The organism is Thermohalobaculum sediminis (assembly GCF_023487995.1).
GTDB classification, from domain to species: domain Bacteria; phylum Pseudomonadota; class Alphaproteobacteria; order Rhodobacterales; family Rhodobacteraceae; genus Thermohalobaculum; species Thermohalobaculum sediminis.
In genome coordinates this window covers 227506-246038 of sequence record NZ_JAMFKN010000001.1, presented here as the reverse complement: position 1 = coordinate 246038, position 18533 = coordinate 227506, and the positions used below count along the sequence as shown (strand labels likewise).

Sequence of the window (18533 nt, the reverse complement as noted above, 5' to 3'; positions counted from 1 at the left end):
CAAGGAGCGAACATGAGCGACATCGCGGATCGCGTGAGGAAGATCGTCGTCGAGCATCTGGGCGTCGAGGAGGACAAGGTGGTCGAGGCTGCGAGCTTCATCGACGACCTGGGCGCGGACAGTCTCGATACGGTCGAGCTCGTGATGGCGTTCGAGGAGGAGTTCGGCATCGAGATCCCCGACGACGCGGCCGAGTCGATCCAGACCTTCGGCGACGCCGTCAAGTTCATCACGGAGAAGTCGGCCTGACCGACCACCGCTGCGACGCGGGCGAGAGCGGCATTCGGGCGACCGGGTGCCGCTTTGTGTTGCAGTCCCGTCAGGGGCTTGGATAAAGTGCGGCGCGCGGCCGGACGGGCCGGGACGCGCGGCATCAGAGGAACATCTCGGGGAGAAGTCGGATGCGTCGGGTAGTGGTCACCGGACTGGGCATGGTCACGCCGCTGGCCTGCGGCGTCGAGGCGACCTGGTCGCGGATCCTGGCGGGCCAGTCGGGCGCGAACCGGATCCGGCATTTCGACGCGAGCCACCTGCCGTGCCAGATCGCCTGCGAAATCCCGCTGGGCGACGGAACGGACGGCACGTTCAACGCCGACGACTGGCTGGCGCCCAAGGAACAGCGCAAGGTCGACCGCTTCATCACCTACGCGCTGACGGCCGCCGAGCAGGCGGTGACCGATGCCGGCTGGAAGCCCGAAGACCCCGAGGAGCGCGAGAGGACCGGCGTGCTGATCGGCTCGGGCATCGGCGGGCTCGAGTCGATCGCCGAGGCGGCGGTGACGCTGAAGGAGAAGGGGCCGCGGCGGATCTCGCCCTTCTTCATTCCCGGCGCGCTGATCAATCTCTGCTCGGGGCAGGTGTCGATCAGGTACGGCTTCAAGGGGCCGAACCACGCGGTGGTGACGGCGTGCTCGACCGGCGCGCATGCCATCGGCGATGCTGCGCGGCTGATCATGCTGGGAGACGCCGACGTGATGGTGGCGGGCGGCGCCGAGAGCCCGATCTGCGAGATCGCGGTGGCGGGCTTCTCGGCCTGCAAGGCGCTCTCGACCGGCTACAACGACACGCCGGAACGCGCCTCGCGGCCCTACGACAAGGGGCGCGACGGCTTCGTGATGGGCGAGGGCGCCGGCATCGTGGTGCTGGAGGAGCTGGAGCACGCGCGTGCGCGGGGCGCCAAGATCTATGCCGAGGTGATCGGCTACGGCCTGTCGGGCGACGCCTATCACATCACCGCGCCGTCGCCGGACGGCGATGGCGGCTTCCGCGCAATGAAGGCGGCGCTGCGGAATGCGATGCTCGAGCCCTCGGCGATCGATTACGTGAACGCGCATGGCACCTCGACGCCGCTGGGCGACGAGATCGAGCTGGGCGCGGTGGCGCGGCTTCTGGGCAACCATGCGAGCCGGGTCACCATGTCGTCGACCAAATCGGCCACCGGGCACCTTCTGGGCGCCGCGGGCGCGGTCGAGGCGATCTTCTCGGTGCTGGCGATCCGCGACCAGGTGGCGCCGCCGACGCTGAACCTCGAGGACCCGTCGGTGCACACGCCGATCGACCTCGCGCCGTTGGAGAAGCGCGAGCGCGAGATCAACGTCGCGCTGTCGAACAGCTTCGGCTTCGGCGGCACCAACGCGACGCTGGTCTTTGGCAAGGCCGCCTGAGCGCGGCGCAGCCGGAAGGGAGCACCGGGCGCGCATGCGGCACCTTGCGGCGAACGTGCTGAGCATCCTGATCGTGCTCGGCGTCGTGCTGGTGGGCGCCGTGCTCTATGCCCAGCATGCCTTCCGCGCGGCGGGTCCGCTGACCGAGGACCGGGTGTTCATGGTCGAGCGCGGGATGACGCTGCGCGAGGCCTCGGAGCGGCTCGAGGCCGAGGGGATCGTCGCCGACGAGCGGCTTTTCCGGCTGGGCGCGCGCTATACCGGGCAGTCCGAGGCGCTGCGGTTCGGCGAATACATGGTGCATGCGGGTTCCTCGATGGCCGACGTGCTGGCGCTGATCACCTCGGGCCGCACCATCACCCACAAGGTGACCGTGGCTGAGGGTCTGACGAGCTGGCAGGTGGTCGAGCTGCTGCGCGAGGTCGCGGTGCTGGAGGGCGAGATCGACGCGATCCCGCCCGAGGGGATGCTTGCACCCAACACCTACTTCGTGCATCGCGGCGACACGCGCGCCGAGGTGCTGGCGAGGATGCAAGCCGACCAGCGCGCGATTCTGGACGAGGCCTGGGCGGCGCGGGCCGAAGGGCTGCCGCTGGCGAGCCCCGATGAGGTGCTGGTGCTGGCCTCGATCGTCGAGAAGGAGACGGGGGTTCCGGAGGAGCGCGGGCGCGTGGCCTCGGTCTTTGTCAACCGGCTTAAGCGCGGGATGCGGCTGCAGTCCGATCCCACGATCATCTACGGCCTCACCGAAGGGAAGGGGCCGCTGGGCCGCGGCATCCGCAAGTCGGAGCTGGAGAAGGCCACGCCCTACAACACCTACGTGGTGGACGGCCTGCCGCCGACCCCGATTGCCAATCCGGGGCGCGAGGCGATCATCGCCGTCGTTAACCCGGATGAAACCAATTTCCTCTATTTCGTTGCGGACGGCAGCGGGGGTCATGCCTTCGCCGAGACGCTCGACGAGCATAACCGCAACGTGCAACGTTGGCGGAGGATTGAGCGTGAACAGACGCAAAATCAGGGCTCTACGCAGAAAAATTAGTGCGCTGCATGAAGAAAGTTCTTGACCGGGCGCGCGGTCCGGGATAGACATTCAGGCAAGCTGGGAACAGTGTGTGAAGCGGGCGCCCTCAGGGCGCCCGTTCGCATTTCCGGGCTGGAAGGCAGGGGCCACGCGGTCGACCGCGTGGCCCCTGGCGTTTCCGGGCCGGATATCCCCAGCGGTGAGGACAGTCGCGAGGGCGGGCGCCGGGCCCAACCGTCGGCCGGGAGGGAAGCCTCGCGGCGGATGCGGCGGCAGGAAGGATGCCGACGCTGCGGCGTCCTCACCACCGGCGGCGGGCGCTGCGACCCAACCGGGCCGCGCCGAACCGCCGCCATGACGACCCGGGAGACGGGCGGAAAGCCCGCACCGGGGCACCCAACACAACTGATCACAACCGATAAAGGCGTCAGACGTGGACACGACCGGGATCACCGGCCGGCGGTGCCGCGCATGCGCTGACGAGTCGACTGAGGTGCGGTCGACACTGAGGCATGCACGCAGGATCTTCGCCAGCCTGGCAAGGGAGTTGGAGGCCGAGACGAGACGCCTCCGCAAGCGGGCGCGCGAGGGCGCGCCGGATGACGGCGAGACGGACCGGAAGGCGGAGGAGCGGCTGAAGATCGTCGCCGACCTCGCCAACCGCACGCAGAAGGCGTGGCAGACCGTCAACGAGATCGAAGTGAAGCTGATGAAGGCGGCCGAGGCGGATGTGCCCGGCCGGACCGTCATCGACCTGGAGGCCGCCCGTGCGGAAATCGCCCGCAGGCTCGATCGCCTCGCTGCCTGAGGCGGCGCGGGAGGCGTTCTTCGAGGGGCTCTCGGAGAACGCGCTCGCCGCGATGCCCTGGCTGTGGGAGCTGTGGGCATTGCCGGACCACCAGTTGGCGCCAGAAGGCGACTGGCGGGTCTGGGTCATCATGGGAGGCCGCGGCGCGGGCAAGACCCGCGCCGGGGCGGAATGGGTGCGCGCGCAGGTGGAAGGCCCGACGCCGCTGGCGTCGGGGCGCTGCCGGCGGGTCTGCCTGCTGGGCGAGACGATCGACCAGGTTCGGGCGGTGATGGTCGAGGGCGACTCGGGGCTGCTGGCGGTCACGCCGCCCGACCGGCGGCCGGTGGTCAACCTGAGCCACGGCAAGCTGGTCTGGCCGAACGGGGCCGAGGCGATGATGGCCTCGGCCGCCAACCCCGAGGCGCTGCGCGGCCCGCAGTTCGACTGTGCCTGGTCGGACGAGCTGGCCAAGTGGTGGCGGTGCCGCGAGGCCTGGGAGATGTTGCAGTTCTGCCTGCGGCTGGGCTCCGACCCGCGCCAGATCGTGACGACGACGCCGCGCGACAACGACGTGCTGGTGGAGGTCCTCGGGACCGCAGGCACGGTCGTCACCCATGCGCCGACGCGGGCGAACCGTGCGAACCTCGCGCCCGGCTTCGTCGAGGCGCTGGAGGCGCGCTACGGCCGCACCGCGCTGGGCCGGCAGGAACTGGGGGGCGAGCTGATCCGCGACCGGGCGGGTGCCCTGTGGAGCCGGGCGCTGATCGAGGCGGGACGGGTCGCGGAGGCGCCGGAGCTCGACCGCGTGGTGGTAGCGGTGGACCCGCCCGTAAGTTCGGGCGCGGATGCGGACGAGTGCGGCATCGTGGTGGCGGGCCTGCGCCGCGGCGTCCGGTCGGGCGAGGCGCGGGCCTATGTGCTGGCCGACCTGAGCGTCCGGGGCCTGAGCCCGGCCGGATGGGCGGGCGTGGTGGCCGCGGCCTATGACGCCCACGGCGCCGACCGGGTGGTGGCCGAGGTCAACCAGGGCGGCGAGATGGTCGAGAGCGTGCTGCGCCAGGTCGCGCCGGCGCTGAGCTATCGCCCCGTGCGGGCGCGCCACGGCAAGCGGCTGAGGGCCGAGCCGGTGGCCGCGCTCTACGAGCAGGGGAGGGTCCACCATCTGGGCGCCTTTCGCGAGCTCGAGGACCAGATGACGAGCTTCACCGCCGCCGCGAGCGGCGGAAGCAGAAGCCCCGACCGGCTTGATGCGCTGGTCTGGGCGATCACGGATCTTGTGCTGGCGGCTGAGGCCGGGAGCCCCAGGGTTCGAGCCCTCTGACCCCCGGAGAGACGGGAGATACCAAGACATGGGATGGAGACTGTTCCGTGCGTCCGCTGGCCGGGCGCGCGAGGAGAAGGCGTCGGCCGCGGCCGGGCCGATGATGGCGTTCCACGGGCCGGGCCGCGCGGTCTGGAGTCCGCGGGACATGGTCTCGCTGACCCGCAACGGCTTCGAGGGCAACGTGATCGCCTTCCGCGCCGTGCGGATGGTCGCCGAGGCCGCGGCGGCGCTGCCGCTGGTGCTGGCCGAGGGCGGCGCGCGGATGGTCGAGCACCCGGTGCTGGGCCTGCTGGCGCGCCCCAACCCGGCGCAGGACGGGCGCAGCTTTCTGGAATGCGTCTACGGCTACCTGCAACTGGCGGGCAATGCCTATGTCGAGGCGGCCGAGCCGGGCGAGGACGGCCATCCGCGCGAGCTGCATTGCCTGCGGCCCGACCGGATGGCGGTAGTGCCGGGGCCCGACGGCTGGCCCGCGGCCTATGACTACAGCGTGGGCCGCGCGAAGCACCGCTTCGACAATTCGGGCGCCTGGAAGCCGATCCTGCATGTCAGGGCCTTCCATCCGCTGGACGACCACTACGGGATGAGCCCACTGGAGCCGGCCGCGGCCTCGATCGACGTGCACAACGCGGCGAGCCGGTGGTCGAGGGCGCTGCTCGACAACGCAGCGCGGCCGTCGGGCGCCATCGTCTTTGGCGGCAAGGATGGGGCGCAGATGTCCGACGAGCAGTATCAGCGGCTGGTCCGCGAGCTGGAGGACAACCATCAAGGCGCGCGCAATGCCGGGCGGCCCCTGCTGCTGGAGGGCGGGCTCGACTGGCGGCCGATGGGGTATTCGCCGCAGGACATGGAGTTCCTGGAGACCAAGCACGCCGCGGCGCGGGACATCGCGCTTGCCTTCGGGGTGCCGCCCATGCTGCTGGGACTGCCGGGGGACAACACCTACGCGAACTTCCAGGAGGCCAATCGCGCCTTCTATCGCCAGACGGTGCTGCCGCTGGCGAAGAAGGTGGCCTGCGCGCTGGCGGTGTGGCTGGGCGACAATGCCGGTGCGCGGCTGATGCTGGAGCCCGATCTCGACGCCATCCCGGCGCTTGCAGCCGAGCGCGAGGCGCTTTGGCGGCGGATCGCGGCCGCCCCCTTTCTGACGGACGACGAGAAGCGCGCGGCGCTGGGCTTCGCGCCCCGCGACGGCGCCTGACAGCGGAGGATCGCGATGAGAGCGGCGATGCGGGGGGCGACGCGCCCGCCCGAGCGGAAATTCCTGTCCCTCACCGACCTGACGGCCGGGGCCGAGGCGGGGGAGGTCACGGGTTATGCCTCGGTCTTCGGTGAGGTCGATCAGGGCGGCGACCGGATGATGCCGGGGGCGTTTGCGCGCTCGCTGGAGCGGCGCGCGGCGGCGGGGCGGACGGTAAGGTTCCTGTGGCAGCACGATCCGGAGCGGGTGATCGGCGTCTGGCATGAATTGCGCGAGGACAGCCGGGGCCTCTGGGTGCGTGGGCGCATCCTGCCCGAGGTGGCGCAGGGCGTCGAGGCGCTGGCACTGATGCGGGCGGGGGCGATCGACGGGCTGTCGATCGGCTATCGCGTCGTGAAGGCCGAGCCGCACCGCCACACGGGCGGGCGCAACCTGATCGAGATCGATTTGTGGGAGGTGTCGCTGGTGACGTTTCCGATGCTTCCCACGGCCCGCGCGAGTCTGGGGGGTAGTGCGTCCCCCGGCTTCGTGCAGGCACTTGCGGCAGCCCTTACCGACGGGGCGGGCCAACCCTCCTGAGCCCCGGTCGGGGTTCTTCTTCCCTCCAAGGACTGGATCAGACGATGAGCGAGACCATCGACGAGACGTCCTCGGCACCCGCCGAGGCGAAGGCGGCGGCTGCCGAGTTTCTCAAGGGCTTCAACACCTTCAAGGATGATCTGAGCAAGCGCATGACCGAGATGACGAACCGCATCGACGCCCTGGGCGTCAAGTCGCACGAGACCCGCCGCCCCGTGCTGGAGGCCCGCGCAGCCGAGGGGATGCCGCATCAGAAGGCCCTTGCCGCCTATGTGCGGCAGGGCGACGAGGGGGGCGCTGAGGGCGCTGGACCTCGGCACCAAGGGGATGAACACGGCGGTGGCCGCCGAGGGCGGCTATCTGGTCGATCCGCGCACGGCGGCGCAGGTCGAGAGCGTGCTGCGCTCGGGCGGCTCGCTGCGCGCCATCGCCCGCGTCGTGCAGGTCGAGGCGGGTGCCTACGACGTGCTGGTGGACCACGCCGAGCTGGGGGCGGGCTGGATCGACGAGGTCACGGCGGTGGGCGAGACCGCGGGGCCAGTGTTCGAGCGCATCTCGATCCCGCTGCACGAGCTGTCGGCGAGCCCGCGGGCGTCGCAGCGGATCCTTGAGGACGCGGCCTTCGACGTCGAGGCGTGGCTGGCCGAGCGCATCGCCGACCGCTTCAAGCGCGCCGAGTCGGCTGCCTTCGTCAGCGGCGACGGGGTGAACAAGCCGGAGGGGTTTCTCACGAAGCCGATGATCGACAATGACGGCTGGGCCTGGGGCAGCATCGGCTATGTCGCCACCGGCACCTCGGGCGGGTTCGACCCGAACGACCCGGCGGACGCGCTGGTCGACCTCGTCTATGCGCTGGGGGCGGATTACCGCGCCAATGCGGCCTTCGTGATGAACTTGAAGACCGCGGGCGAGGTGCGCAAGATGAAGGACAGCCAGGGCCGCTTCATGTGGGTCGAGGGGCTGTCGGTCGAGCATCCGGCGCGGCTGATGGGCTATCCGGTGACGATCGTCGAGGAGATGCCCGACATCGCCGCCGACAGTTTCGCCATCGCCTTCGGCGATTTCGGCCACGGCTACACCATCGCCGAGCGGCCCGACATCCGCATCCTGCGCGACCCGTTCTCGGCGAAGCCGCATGTGAGCTTCTTCGCCACCCGGCGCGTGGGGGGCGATGTCACCGACTTCGCGGCCATCAAGACCCTGAAGTTCGGGATCGCCTGATCCCGCGCGCGCCGGGCGCGAGACGCGGCGGCGGGATGAAACCCGCCCTGCGTGCGCTTCGTGGGCGCGTGAGACGCCGCCGGGGGCAGGTCCCCGGCGGCACCGGTTCTGGCATCGCTGCGGAGGCAAGACGGTGATTCTGAGAGAGGCGGACGGCAATTCCCCGATCGCGTGGCCCCTGGCCGAGTTCGGCGCGCATCTGCGCCTGGCGAACGGCTTTCTCGACGACGGGTCGGAGGATGCGATCCTCGCCACCTGCCTGCGCAACGCCGCGGCGGCGGTCGAGCGGCAGATCGGGCAGGCACTGATCGCGCGCGGCTTCGAGCTGAAGGTCTCACGCTGGGACCGCGACGGGCACCTGGTCCTGCCGGTGGGGCCGGTCGCGGGGATCGCGCGGCTGGCGCTGGTCTCGGGCGCCGCGGTCATCGAGGTTCCGCCGACGTCCTGGGAGCTCGAGCCTGGCACCACGCGGCAGCGGCTCACGGGCGCGGGCGGTGCGGCGCTGAGCCCGATCCCGACCGGCTATTGGGCCGAGCTGAGCTTCGCCGCGGGCCATGCATCCGGCTGGGACGGGGTGCCGGGGGATCTGGCGCAGGCGGTGATGCTGATGGCCGCGCATTTCTACGAGTTCCGCGGCGGCCATGGCCGGGCGGCGGGCGGGATGCCGGCGGAGGCGGCGGCGATCCTCGACCGCCACCGCGCGGTGCGGCTGTGAGGGGGCGGCGATGGGTATCCCGCGACTGACCCGCAAGCTGGTGCTGGAGCAGCTTGCCCGTACGCCGGATGGCGGCGGCGGCATCGTCGAGGAATGGGTAGGGCTGGGCAGCCACTGGGCCGCGCTGCGCCCGGTCGCCGCGCGCGAGGTGGTGGCGGGCGAGCGGCCGGTCTCGCGCGTCACGCATGAGCTGACGGTCCGCGCGGCGCCGCCGGGCTCGCCCCGCCGGCCCGCCGCGGATCAGCGGTTTCGCCTTGGCAGCCGGGTCTTTGCGATCCGCGGCGTGGCCGAGGCCGACCCCGAGGGCGCCTACCTGCGCGTCTGGGTCGAGGAGGGAGGTGCGTCATGACCTATGCCCTTGCCTGGCCGCTGCAGAAGGCGGTCTACGAGCGGTTGGCGGCCGACCCGGCGGTGGCCGCCGCCACCGGCGGGCGCATCCATGACGGCGCGCCGCAGGAGCGCACGCCCGGCGCCGAGGAGGGCATCTACCTGATCCTCGGCGACGATCAGGCGTCGGACTGGTCGAGCGCCGAGCGCGCGGGGGCGGGCCACCTGGTCGGCGTCTCGGTCGTCGCGCCCCCCGGCGCAGCTTTGGCGAAGCCAAGGCGGTGGCGGGGGCGGTCAGCGACGCGCTGCTGGGTGCGCCGCTGGCGCTCGAGCGCGGGCGGGCGGTGCTGGTGAGCTTTGTCAGCGCCCGCACCAAGCGCGAGGAGCGCGACACGCTGCGGCGCATCGACCTGCGCTTTCGGGTGCTGGTCGAGGACACGGCCTGACCGGCCCCTTTTCACCATACAACGCGGAGAACGGACATGGCGGCCCAGAAGGGACGGGATCTTCTCATCAAGCTCGACGAGGGGGGCAGCGGCGCCTTCGTCACGGTCGCGGGGCTGAGGGCCACGCGGCTGAGCTTCAACCAGGACACGGTCGACGTGACCACCGCCGAGGCGCCGGGGCAGTGGCGCGAGCTGCTGGCGGGGGCGGGGCTGCGGACGGCCGCGGTCTCGGGCTCGGGCATCTTCCGGGACGAGGCGTCGGACGCGGCCTTGCTGCGGGTGTTCTTCGAGGGTCGCGCGCCGGCCTTCCAGCTGGTGATCCCCGATTTCGGCACCGTTACCGGGGCGTTCCAGGTCACGAGCCTCGAATATTCCGGCAGTCACGACGGCGAGGCGGCCTTCGAGGTTTCGCTCGCCTCGGCCGGGCAGGTCGTGTTCGCGGAGCTGTGAGCATGGTCAACCCGGCGCGTGGCGAGGTGGGGCTGGTGGTCGATGGCGTCGAGCGGCGGATGCGGCTGACGCTGGGCGCGCTGGCCGAGCTGGAGGAGCGGCTGAAGGCCGGCAGCCTGGTCGCGCTGGCCGAGCGGTTCGAGAGCGGGCAAGTGGCGGCGGTCGATCTGATCGCGCTGCTCGCGGCCGGGCTGCGCGGCGCGGGAGAGGCGGTTGACGAGGAGGCCCTTGCCCGCGCCGAGATCGGCGGCGGTGCGCTGGGCGCGCTGCGGGCGGGCGTGGCGCTGATGGCGCGCAGCTTCGGGGCCGGGGCTGAGGGCGGGGCGTGAGTGCGCCCGCCCGCATCGCGTGGCCCGCGATAATGGCGGCGGGGCTGGGCGCCCTGCGGCTGGCGCCGGAGGTGTTCTGGTCGATGACGCCGGTCGAATTCGCCGCGGCGCTGCAGGGGGCGGGGCTGGTGCGCCGCCCCGCCGCGCCTTCGCGCAGTGCCGTGCTGGAGCTGATGGCGCGATTTCCCGACGTGACGGAGGGTTGAGATGGCGACTTTCAACGAGGCCGACCTGCCGGCCTTCGGCGAGTTCTCGCGCGGGCTGCGGGAGGCGAGGGGGCTCTCGGGCGGCTTTGCCGCGGAGCTGGGGGCGGCGACGGCCGAGCTGCGGGCGATGGATGCCGAGACGCGCAGGCTGTCGCGCTCGCTGGGGTCGGGGCTGAGGGAGGCCTTCGACAAGGCGGTCTTTGGCGGCGCGAAGCTGGGCGACGTGATGCGGGGGCTGGCGTCGGACATCATCGGCTCGACGCTCGATGCCGCGCTGCGGCCGGTGCAGGGGGCGGTGAGCTCGGGCATCGCCGGGGCGATCGGGTCGCTGTCTGGCGGGATCGGCTCGCTGTTCGGGTTCGCGCAGGGCGGAGCATTCAGCGCGGGCCGGGTGCGGGCCTTCGCGCAGGGGGGCGTCGTCGATGGCCCCACGCTGTTCCCGATGCGGGGAGCGACCGGCTTGATGGGCGAGGCGGGGCCCGAGGCGATCCTGCCGCTGTCGCGCGGGGCCGACGGGCGGCTGGGGGTCGCGGCGGCTGGCGCGCGGGGCGCCCCGCAGATCACGGTCAACATCCAGACGCCGGATGTCGAAGGCTTTCGGCGCTCGCGCGCGCAGGTCTCGGCCCAGCTTGCCCGCGCGGTGGCGCGTGGCGAGCGGCAGATGTGAGGAGGGCCCGGCATGGCATTTCACGAGGTGCGCTTTCCGGCCTCGATCTCGTTCGGATCATCGGGCGGAATCGAGCGGCGGACCGAGATCGTCCGGCTGGTCAACGGCCACGAGGAGCGCAACACCCCCTGGGGCGCCTCGCGCCGGCGCTATGACGCGGGGCTGGGGGTGCGGAGCCTGACAGATCTGGACGAGGTGCTGGCCTTCTTCGAGGCGAGGCGCGGGATGCTGCATGGCTTCCGCTGGAAGGACTGGCTCGATCACAAGTCCTGCGCGCCGGGCGAGGTCCCGGCGGTGAGCGACCAGGTGATCGGCAAGGGTGACGGGCAGGCGCAGGTCTTCCAGCTGGTCAAGACCTACGAGCCGGGCCCGCACGCCTTCAAGCGCGCGATCCGCAAGCCGGTCGCGGGCAGTGTCCGCGTGGCGGTGGGCGGCGTCGAGGCGGTGGACGGATTCACGCTGGACGCGGCCACGGGCGAGTTGGTGTTCGACGCCCCCGTCGCACCCGGCGCCACGATCACCGCGGGCTTCGAGTTCGACGTGCCGGTGCGGTTCGACACGGATGTGATCGAGGTGAACCTCGCCGCCTTCGAGGCCGGCGAGATCCCGTCGGTCCCGGTGGTGGAGCTGAGGGTCTGATGCGCGCGATACCGGAGGGACTGGCGGCGAAGCTCGCCTCGGGGGTCACGACGCTGTGCCGCTGCTGGATTGTCGAGCGGCGCGACGGCGTGCTGCTGGGCTTCACCGATCACGATGCCGACGTGACCATCGAGGGCGTCCGTTGCGAGGCGGCCTCGGGGCTGGAGGCGGGCGCGCTCGAGACCACGACGGGCCTGCGCGTTGACACGCAGACCGTTTCGGGGGCGCTGCGGTCCGAGGCGATCACCGAGACGGACATCGAGCGGGGGCTCTATGACGGCGCCGGGGTGACGGCCTGGGTCGTGGACTGGCAGGCGCCCGAGGACCGCATCGTGCTAAGCCGCGGACGGATCGGCGAGATCCGCCGGAGCGGCGCGAGCTTCGAGGCCGAGGTGGTTGGCCTCTCCGAGCAGCTAAACAAGCCGATCGGGCGGGTCTATGTCCGCACCTGCCACCTGCGGCTTGGCGAGGCGCGCTGCGGGATCGACCTGAGCGATCCACGCTATCACGGCACGGGGCTGGTGGTCGGCATGCCGGAGCGGGCGATCTTCCTGGCCGTCGGCATCGAGGCCTTCGAGCCGGGTTGGTTCGATGGCGGCACCCTGACCTGGAGCGCGGGCGCCAACGCAGGGGGCAGCGCGACGGTGCGGCGGCACCGCAAGGTGGGCGCCGTGACCGAGATCGAGCTGTGGCTGACGGCCCCGGTCCCGATTGCCTCGGGCGATGCCTTCGTGATCGAGGCGGGCTGCGACAAGACCTTTGGCGTCTGCCGAGCGAAGTTCGACAACGCGCTCAATTTCCGTGGCTTTCCGCACATGCCGGGGGACGACTGGGCAGCCGGCTATCCGCAGGAGGGAGGCTCGCATGACGGCGGCTCGCTGTTCCGGAGCTGACGCGCGGCTGCGCGCCGCGGTGGTGCAGGCCGCGCGCGGCTGGATCGGCACCCCCTATCGCCATCAGGCCAGCGTGCGGGGCGCGGGCGCCGACTGCCTGGGCCTGTTGCGCGGGGTCTGGCGCGAGGTGATGGGCGCCGAGCCCGAGGCGCCGCCGCCCTACACGCCCGACTGGTCCGAGGCGAGCGGGCGCGAGCGCCTGCTGGAGGCGGCTGCGCGGCATCTGAGCCCCGTGCCGCTGGCCGAGGCGGAAGCGGGCGACGTGCTGGTCATGCGGATGCACCCCGCGGGGCCGGCGAAGCATGTCGCGATCCTGACCGGGCAATTCGGCCCGGCGGCACGCATCGTCCATGCCTATTCGGGGCACACGGTCTGCGAGACGGGGCTGGGCCCCGCCTGGGCGCGGCGCGTGGTTGCGGCGTTCCGTTTTCCGGCCGCGGCCGAAACGAGGAGATCCTGATGGCGACGGTTCTTTTGTCCGCGGCCGGCTCGGCCATCGGCGGCGCGATCGGGGGCAGCGTGCTGGGCGTCGGCGCGGCGACGCTGGGCAATGCCGTGGGCGCGGTGGCGGGAAGCCTGATCGACCAGCGCATCCTGGGGCAGGGGAGCCGGGCCGTCGAGGTCGGGCGTGCGCGGGCCCTGCGCATTCAGGGCTCGACCGAGGGGGCGCCGATCCCGGTGATCTTCGGGCGGATGCGGGTTGCGGGGCAGATCATCTGGTCGACGCGCTACCTCGAACGGGTTCGCACGACGACCGCGGGCGGCAAGGCGACCGGCGGGCAGCGGGTGCGGGAGTTCTCCTACTCGATCAGCTTTGCCGTCGGGCTGGTCGAGGGGCCGATCGACCGGATCGGGAGGATCTGGGCCGACGGCCAGCCGATGGACCCCGCGCGGTTCGAGATGCGGATCCATCGCGGCTCGGCCGATCAGCTGCCCGACCCGAAGATCGAGGCGGTCGAGGGCGCCGAGAACGCACCGGCGTATCGCGATCTGGCCTATGTGGTCTTCGAGGACTTTCCTGTGGGGGAGTTCGGAAACCGCATTCCGCAGCTGAGCTTCGAGGTTTTCCGCTCGAACCCGATGGCGGCGGCGGCGGCGGGCTCGGCCGAGGCGAGCGCGCCGCTGAGCGCGCTGATCCGCGGGGTCGCGATGGCGCCGGGAACCGGGGAGTTCTCGCTCGACCCCGAGCCGGCGCGGTATCTGCTGCCGAACGGGACGGCGCGTTTTGCCAATGTCAACAACGCCGAGGGGCGGGCGGATCTGGCCGTCGCGCTCGATCAGCTCGAGGCCGAGTTGCCGGACTGCGAGGCGGTCTCGCTGGTCGTCTCGTGGTTTGGGACCGACCTGCGGGCGGCGCGGTGCCGGGTCGAGCCACGGGTCGAGGAGCGCGGGAGGCGCTCGGCGCCCCGTGAATGGTGGGTGGCGGGGCTCACCACGGGAACGGCGCCGCTGGTCAGCCGCGACGAGCAGGGCAGGCCAAATTTCGGCGGCGCGCCCTCGGATGCGGCGGTCGTCCGCGGCATCCGCGAGATGACGGCGCGCGGGAAGCGGGTCATGCTTTATCCGTTCCTGCTGATGGACGTGCCGCCGGGCAATGCGCTTCCCGACCCCTATGGCGCGGCCGAGCAGTCCTCCTTTCCCTGGCGGGGGCGCATCACGCTGGAGCGCGCGCCGGGGATCGAGGGCTCGACCGACCAGACCCCGGCCGCGGCTGCGGAGGTTGCGGCCTTTTTCGGCACGGCGCGGGCCGCGGATTTCGCGGTTGCAGGCGACGGGGTTGCATATTCGGGACCGGATGAGTGGGGCTGGCGGCGCTTCGTGCTGCATCTGGCGACCCTGGCGAAGGCCGCGGGCGGGGTCGATGCCATCTGTATCGGGAGCGAACTGCGGGGGCTCACGCAGATCCGCACATCCCGCACCGACTATCCGGCGGTCGAGCAGTTGCGGGCCCTCGCCGCCGAGGTGCGCCTGATCCTGCCCGGGGCGAGGATCTCGTATGCCGCCGACTGGAGCGAGTATTCGGGGCATCGGCCGGGAGACGGCTCGGGCGACGTGATCTTCCACCTCGATCCGCTGTGGGCGGATGCGAACATCGATTTCGTGGGGATCGACGACTACACCTCGCTGAGCGACTGGCGCCACGAGGCGGGGCATCGCGATGCGGCGCTGTCGCCGTCGATCTACTCGCTGGGTTATCGGAAGGGGAATGTCGAGGGCGGCGAGAACTACGACTGGTTCTATGCGAGCGACGAGGATCGCGCCGCGCAGATACGCAGCCCCATCGTGGACGGAGCCCACGGCGAGGATTGGGTCTTTCGGGCCAAGGACATCCGGGGCTGGTGGCTGAATCCGCATCACAACCGCATCGGCGGCGTGCGGGAGGCGACGCCGACCGCGTGGGTTCCGCAGTCGAAGCCGGTCTGGCTGACCGAGACGGGATGCCCGGCGGTGGATCTGGGTGCCAACGCCCCGAACCTGTTCCTCGACGGGCGGAGTTCGGAAAGCGCGCTGCCCTTCGGTTCGCGCGGCGTGCGCGACGACGAGATGCAGCGCCGCTTCCTGCAGGCCAAGCTGGGGTATTGGGCGGAGGCCGGGTCGAACCCGGTTTCGGCCGTCTATGGCGGGCCGATGATCCCGGCGGATGGCGTGTTCGTATGGACATGGGACGCGCGGCCCTGGCCGGATTTCCCGGTGCGCGAGAGCATCTGGGCGGACGGCCCCGCGCACCGGGTCGGGCACTGGCTGAGCGGGCGGGTGCTGTCGGGCGGGCTGGCTGACGTGGTGGCCGAGATCTGCGCCGCGGGAGGGATTGCGCAGGCCGATGTCGCGGGGCTGTTCGGTGTCGTCCATGGCTTCGTGATCGAGCGCCCCTCGAGCGTGCGCGAGGCCCTGCAGCCGCTGATGACGGTCTATGGCTTCGATGCCTTCGAGAGCGGTGGCGTGCTGCGCTTTCGGATGCGGAGCGGCCGCATGGACCACCCGCTCGACGCCGAGGCGCTGGTCGAGGGCGCCGAGGCCGGTCGCGCCCTCGAGGTCGTGCGCGCAAGCGGTGGAGAGGAGCCCGACATCGTGCGCTTCTTCCATTACGAGGCCGAGAGCGACTATCGCCACGCAGTGGCCGAAACGCGCCGGCCCGGCGCAGGTGACGCGGCCGTGGCGGAGACCTCGCTGGCCATAAGCCTGCCGGGCGCGACGGCTCAGGCGACGGCCGAGCGGTGGCTGGCGGAGGGCGAGGGCACGCGCGTGCGGGCAAGCTTTCGCCTGCCGCCCTCGGCGCTCGCGGTCGAGCCGGGTGACGTCGTGACCATCGGCGGGGAAGGCGGCGGCCGCGCCTGGCGGATCGAGCGGCTGACACGCGGCGCGACGCTGGAGGTCGAGGCAGGCAGGATCGACCCCGGGCTCTACCTGCTCGGTCGCGCGGCCGGAAATGCGGCCGAGCCGCCGCTGGTGCGCCCGCCTGGCCCGGTCGAGGCGGTGTTCCTGAACCTGCCGCTGGCCGACGGGAGCGCGCGCGACCACCGGCCCTTTCTTGCCGTCGCGGCCGAACCATGGGCCGGCGACATGGCCGTCCATGTCTCGCGCGATGGCGAGAGCCACGAGCTGATCGGCAGGATCACGCGCCCGGCGCGCATGGGCTTGACGCTGGAGCCGCTGCCGCCAGGCCGGCCCGGGCGCTGGCAGCGTGCGAGCGTGGCGGTTGCGCTGCCCGACGACGCGCTTTCGTCCGAGCCGCCCGAGCGCGTGCTCAACGGCGCGAACCTGATGGCGCTGGAGGCGGCGCCGGGGCAGTGGGAGCTGATCCAGGCGCGGGATGCCGTGCTCGAGGCGCCCGGGCGCTACCGGCTCGGCGGCTTCCTGCGTGGCCAGCGCGGGACCGAGGCGCTTTCGGGCGCCGAGGTGCCCGCGGGGCGGCGGATCGTGCTGATCGACGAGGCGCTGTTCGAGCTGCCTCTCGCGGTCGACGAGGTCGGCGTCGTGCGCAGCTATCGCGTGGGGCCGGCGCGGCTGGGCTTCTCGCACCCGGCCTTCGTTGCGATCGAGGGTGTCGCGGAGGGCATCGGACTGCGGCCCTATGCGCCCGCGCGGCTGCGCGCGCGGCAGGGGCCGGGCGGGCTGGCGGTCCGGTGGACCCGGCGCACGCGCGTCGGCGGCGACGCGTGGGGGCTTGCGGAGGTGCCGCTAGCCGAGGAGGCGGAGCGCTACCGGCTGCGCATTTCTCAGGGCGGTGCGCTGCTGCGCGAGGTCACGCTCGCGGCGCCGGAATTCGACTACACGACCGGAATGCAGGTTGCCGACGGGCGGGTGAGCGCGATCGAGATGGCGGTCGCCCAGATCTCGCCCGTCTTCGGGCCGGGACCAGAGAGGGTGATCACGAGCGATGACTGAGACGCAGATGATGGGACTGGGCCTCTTGGAGGCCGCGCAGGCGCAAAAGCACGTGACGGTGAACGAGGCGTTGCTGCGGCTTGATGCGCTGGCGTCGCGGCAGGTGCTGTCGGCGGCGCTGAACGCCCCGCCGGCGGGCGCGATCGAGGGTGACCGATTCGTGGTCGCCGAGGAAGCGAGTGGCGACTGGGCCGGGCAGCAGGGACGGATCGCGTTCCACGTCAACGGCGGGTGGGAGTTTCACGCGCCCTGGGCAGGCTACCGCGCCTTCGACGCGGCGACGCGGGGCTGGCTGGTCCACGATGGCGTGGCGTGGCGGCGCGACGTCGTTGCCCTGTCGGCGGGAGGCGCCTCGACGAGGGCGCGGATCGTCGAGATCGACCACGACGTGGCGCCGGGCGCGAGCTCGGTCACGGTGCCGGTCATTCCCGACAAGGCGGTGGTCTACGGGGTGACGGGGAGGGTGCTCGACGGCATCGGCGGGGCGGCGAGCTGGTCGCTGGGCGCGGAAGGTGGGCCCGACCGCTACGGCAGCGGGATCGGGACATCCGCCGGATCCTTCGTCCACGGCGTGACTGGCGCGCCGCTGGCGTATTTCAGCGCGACGCCGCTTGTGCTGACCGCCGAGGGCGGCAGCTTCACGGGCGGGCGCGTACGGCTTGCGGTGCATCTGGTCGAGTTGACGCCGCCAGGGTGATATGTCCGGCGGGCGTTGCCTTGTGCCGCGCCTGCGCCTATCTGGGAGGCGGGAGCGGGGTGCGCGGCTGGGCCGGATGCTGTAGGCTCGCGCGACGCTCGCAAGGCTTAGGAGGCTTGGATGACCGCCGGTGTTTCCATCACGCCCGCACTAGGCTCCTGCGATCCCGTCTGGGACAGGATCCGACAGGAAGCCGCACGCCTTGCCGAGCAGGAGCCGCTAATGGGCGGCGTCGCGCATTCGGCCGTGCTGCACCACTCGAGCTTCGAGTCGGCGCTGAGCTATCGCGTGGCCGAGAAGCTCGCGGCGCCCGAGATGCCTGCGCTGATTTTGAGGGAACTGGCCGATCGGGCCCATTCGGACGACCCGGCCATCGGGCGCGCGGCGCGGGCGGATATCGTCGCGGTCTTCGAGCGCGACCCCGCCTGCCACCGGATGTTGCAGCCCTTGCTCTACTTCAAGGGATTCCTGGCCGTGCAGTCGTACCGGCTGGGGCACTACCTCTGGACGCATGGGCGGCAGGACCTGGCGCTCTACGTCCAGATGAGGACCTCGGAGATCTTTGGCGTCGACATCCATCCCGGCGCCAGGGTCGGACAGGGGATCATGATCGACCACGCCCATTCGATCGTGATCGGCGAGACGGCGGTGGTGGGCGACGATGTCTCGATGCTGCACAGCGTGACGCTGGGCGGCACCGGGAAGGAGGGCGGCGACCGTCATCCCAAGATCGGCGACGGCGTCCTGATCGGCGCGGGCGCGAAGGTGCTGGGGAACATCCGGGTCGGAAGCTGCTCGCGGATCGCGGCGGGCTCGGTCGTGTTGCGCGACATCCCGCCCTGCAAGACGGTTGCGGGCGTGCCGGCGAAGATCGTGGGCGAGGCCGGGTGCGACCGGCCCTCGCATCTCATGAACCAGATCGTGAACGAGGTTCCCGAGGATATCCTGCCCGACTGCTGATCGTCTCGACATAAA

General features: G+C 71.6%; 22 protein-coding genes and 1 pseudogene. 22 read left to right on the top strand and 1 reads right to left on the bottom strand.

The genetic code is table 11. The features are described 5' to 3' along the window. Window positions 1–12: 12 nt before the first annotated feature. From M1105_RS01140 to M1105_RS01110, 7 genes are all read left to right on the top strand, one after another. Window positions 13–249: an acyl carrier protein gene (locus tag M1105_RS01140; RefSeq protein ID WP_249578506.1), complete on the top strand. Its 237-nt coding sequence runs from the start codon at window positions 13–15 to the stop codon at window positions 247–249. A gap of 152 nt (window positions 250–401) precedes the next feature. Next, window positions 402–1664, top strand: coding sequence for a beta-ketoacyl-ACP synthase II (gene fabF / locus M1105_RS01135; protein ID WP_249578505.1), 1263 nt, complete (start codon window positions 402–404; stop codon window positions 1662–1664). Between the two features lie 34 nt (window positions 1665–1698). After that, window positions 1699–2706 carry an endolytic transglycosylase MltG gene (gene mltG / locus M1105_RS01130; RefSeq protein WP_249578504.1) on the top strand — a complete coding sequence of 336 codons (1008 nt, stop codon included), beginning with the start codon at window positions 1699–1701 and terminating at the stop codon, window positions 2704–2706. Between the two features lie 415 nt (window positions 2707–3121). Then, on the top strand, window positions 3122–3496 hold the full coding sequence (locus M1105_RS01125) for a hypothetical protein (protein WP_249578503.1): 375 nt from the start codon (window positions 3122–3124) through the stop codon (window positions 3494–3496). Then, window positions 3417–4799 (top strand): DNA-packaging protein, encoded by a 1383-nt coding sequence (locus tag M1105_RS01120; protein ID WP_406600571.1) that lies wholly within the window; start codon window positions 3417–3419, stop codon window positions 4797–4799. The genes M1105_RS01125 and M1105_RS01120 overlap by 80 nt, the downstream gene beginning before the upstream one ends. 28 nt (window positions 4800–4827) lie before the next feature. After that, the gene (locus M1105_RS01115; protein ID WP_249578501.1) at window positions 4828–6003 is read left to right on the top strand and encodes a phage portal protein; all 1176 of its coding nucleotides are present in this window, start codon (window positions 4828–4830) and stop codon (window positions 6001–6003) included. Between the two features lie 15 nt (window positions 6004–6018). Further along, on the top strand, window positions 6019–6582 hold the full coding sequence (locus tag M1105_RS01110) for an HK97 family phage prohead protease (protein ID WP_249578500.1): 564 nt from the start codon (window positions 6019–6021) through the stop codon (window positions 6580–6582). A 37-nt stretch (window positions 6583–6619) separates the two neighbouring features. Here the strand turns inward: M1105_RS01110 and M1105_RS01105 are convergent, their stop codons facing one another. Then, window positions 6620–6757 carry a hypothetical protein gene (locus tag M1105_RS01105; RefSeq protein ID WP_249579050.1) on the bottom strand — a complete coding sequence of 46 codons (138 nt, stop codon included), beginning with the start codon at window positions 6755–6757 and terminating at the stop codon, window positions 6620–6622. Here M1105_RS01105 and M1105_RS01100 point away from each other — a divergent pair. The 15 genes and pseudogenes from M1105_RS01100 (at window position 6735) to cysE (ending at window position 18518) form a co-directional block, all read left to right on the top strand. Next, a pseudogene (locus tag M1105_RS01100) lies at window positions 6735–7803 on the top strand (phage major capsid protein). The gene M1105_RS01105 and the pseudogene M1105_RS01100 overlap by 23 nt on opposite strands. 133 nt (window positions 7804–7936) lie before the next feature. Continuing rightward, the gene (locus tag M1105_RS01095) at window positions 7937–8518 is read left to right on the top strand and encodes a head-tail connector protein (protein WP_249578499.1); all 582 of its coding nucleotides are present in this window, start codon (window positions 7937–7939) and stop codon (window positions 8516–8518) included. Between the two features lie 10 nt (window positions 8519–8528). Continuing rightward, the gene (locus M1105_RS01090) at window positions 8529–8867 is read left to right on the top strand and encodes a head-tail adaptor protein (protein WP_249578498.1); all 339 of its coding nucleotides are present in this window, start codon (window positions 8529–8531) and stop codon (window positions 8865–8867) included. Beyond that, window positions 8864–9199, top strand: coding sequence for a tail completion protein gp17 (gp17, locus tag M1105_RS01085; RefSeq protein WP_249578497.1), 336 nt, complete (start codon window positions 8864–8866; stop codon window positions 9197–9199). The genes M1105_RS01090 and gp17 overlap by 4 nt, the downstream gene beginning before the upstream one ends. Then, window positions 9127–9291, top strand: a complete 165-nt coding sequence (locus M1105_RS01080) for a DUF3168 domain-containing protein (RefSeq protein WP_249578496.1) — start codon at window positions 9127–9129, stop codon at window positions 9289–9291. The genes gp17 and M1105_RS01080 overlap by 73 nt, the downstream gene beginning before the upstream one ends. A 36-nt stretch (window positions 9292–9327) precedes the next feature. Further along, entirely contained in the window at window positions 9328–9741 is a 414-nt protein-coding gene (locus M1105_RS01075) for a phage major tail protein, TP901-1 family (protein ID WP_249578495.1), read from the top strand. Between the two features lie 2 nt (window positions 9742–9743). Then, window positions 9744–10070 carry a gene transfer agent family protein gene (locus M1105_RS01070; protein ID WP_249578494.1) on the top strand — a complete coding sequence of 109 codons (327 nt, stop codon included), beginning with the start codon at window positions 9744–9746 and terminating at the stop codon, window positions 10068–10070. Continuing rightward, a complete protein-coding gene (locus tag M1105_RS01065; protein WP_249578493.1) occupies window positions 10067–10276 on the top strand; it encodes a rcc01693 family protein in 210 nt (69 codons plus the stop codon). Before M1105_RS01070 ends, M1105_RS01065 begins: the two co-directional genes overlap by 4 nt. 1 nt (window position 10277) lies before the next feature. Then, on the top strand, window positions 10278–10943 hold the full coding sequence (locus M1105_RS01060; RefSeq protein ID WP_249578492.1) for a phage tail tape measure protein: 666 nt from the start codon (window positions 10278–10280) through the stop codon (window positions 10941–10943). Window positions 10944–10955: 12 nt separating this feature from the next. Continuing rightward, entirely contained in the window at window positions 10956–11582 is a 627-nt protein-coding gene (locus M1105_RS01055; RefSeq protein ID WP_249578491.1) for a DUF2460 domain-containing protein, read from the top strand. Continuing rightward, complete coding sequence (locus M1105_RS01050) at window positions 11582–12475, top strand: DUF2163 domain-containing protein (protein ID WP_249578490.1); 894 nt, start codon at window positions 11582–11584, stop codon at window positions 12473–12475. The genes M1105_RS01055 and M1105_RS01050 overlap by 1 nt, the downstream gene beginning before the upstream one ends. Then, on the top strand, window positions 12447–12935 hold the full coding sequence (locus tag M1105_RS01045; RefSeq protein ID WP_249578489.1) for an NlpC/P60 family protein: 489 nt from the start codon (window positions 12447–12449) through the stop codon (window positions 12933–12935). The genes M1105_RS01050 and M1105_RS01045 overlap by 29 nt, the downstream gene beginning before the upstream one ends. Then, window positions 12935–16861, top strand: coding sequence for a baseplate multidomain protein megatron (locus M1105_RS01040; protein ID WP_249578488.1), 3927 nt, complete (start codon window positions 12935–12937; stop codon window positions 16859–16861). Before M1105_RS01045 ends, M1105_RS01040 begins: the two co-directional genes overlap by 1 nt. After that, window positions 16854–17558 carry a DUF2793 domain-containing protein gene (locus M1105_RS01035; protein WP_249578487.1) on the top strand — a complete coding sequence of 235 codons (705 nt, stop codon included), beginning with the start codon at window positions 16854–16856 and terminating at the stop codon, window positions 17556–17558. The genes M1105_RS01040 and M1105_RS01035 overlap by 8 nt, the downstream gene beginning before the upstream one ends. Window positions 17559–17678: 120 nt before the next feature. Further along, the gene (gene cysE, locus M1105_RS01030; RefSeq protein ID WP_249578486.1) at window positions 17679–18518 is read left to right on the top strand and encodes a serine O-acetyltransferase; all 840 of its coding nucleotides are present in this window, start codon (window positions 17679–17681) and stop codon (window positions 18516–18518) included. Window positions 18519–18533: the final 15 nt, after the last annotated feature.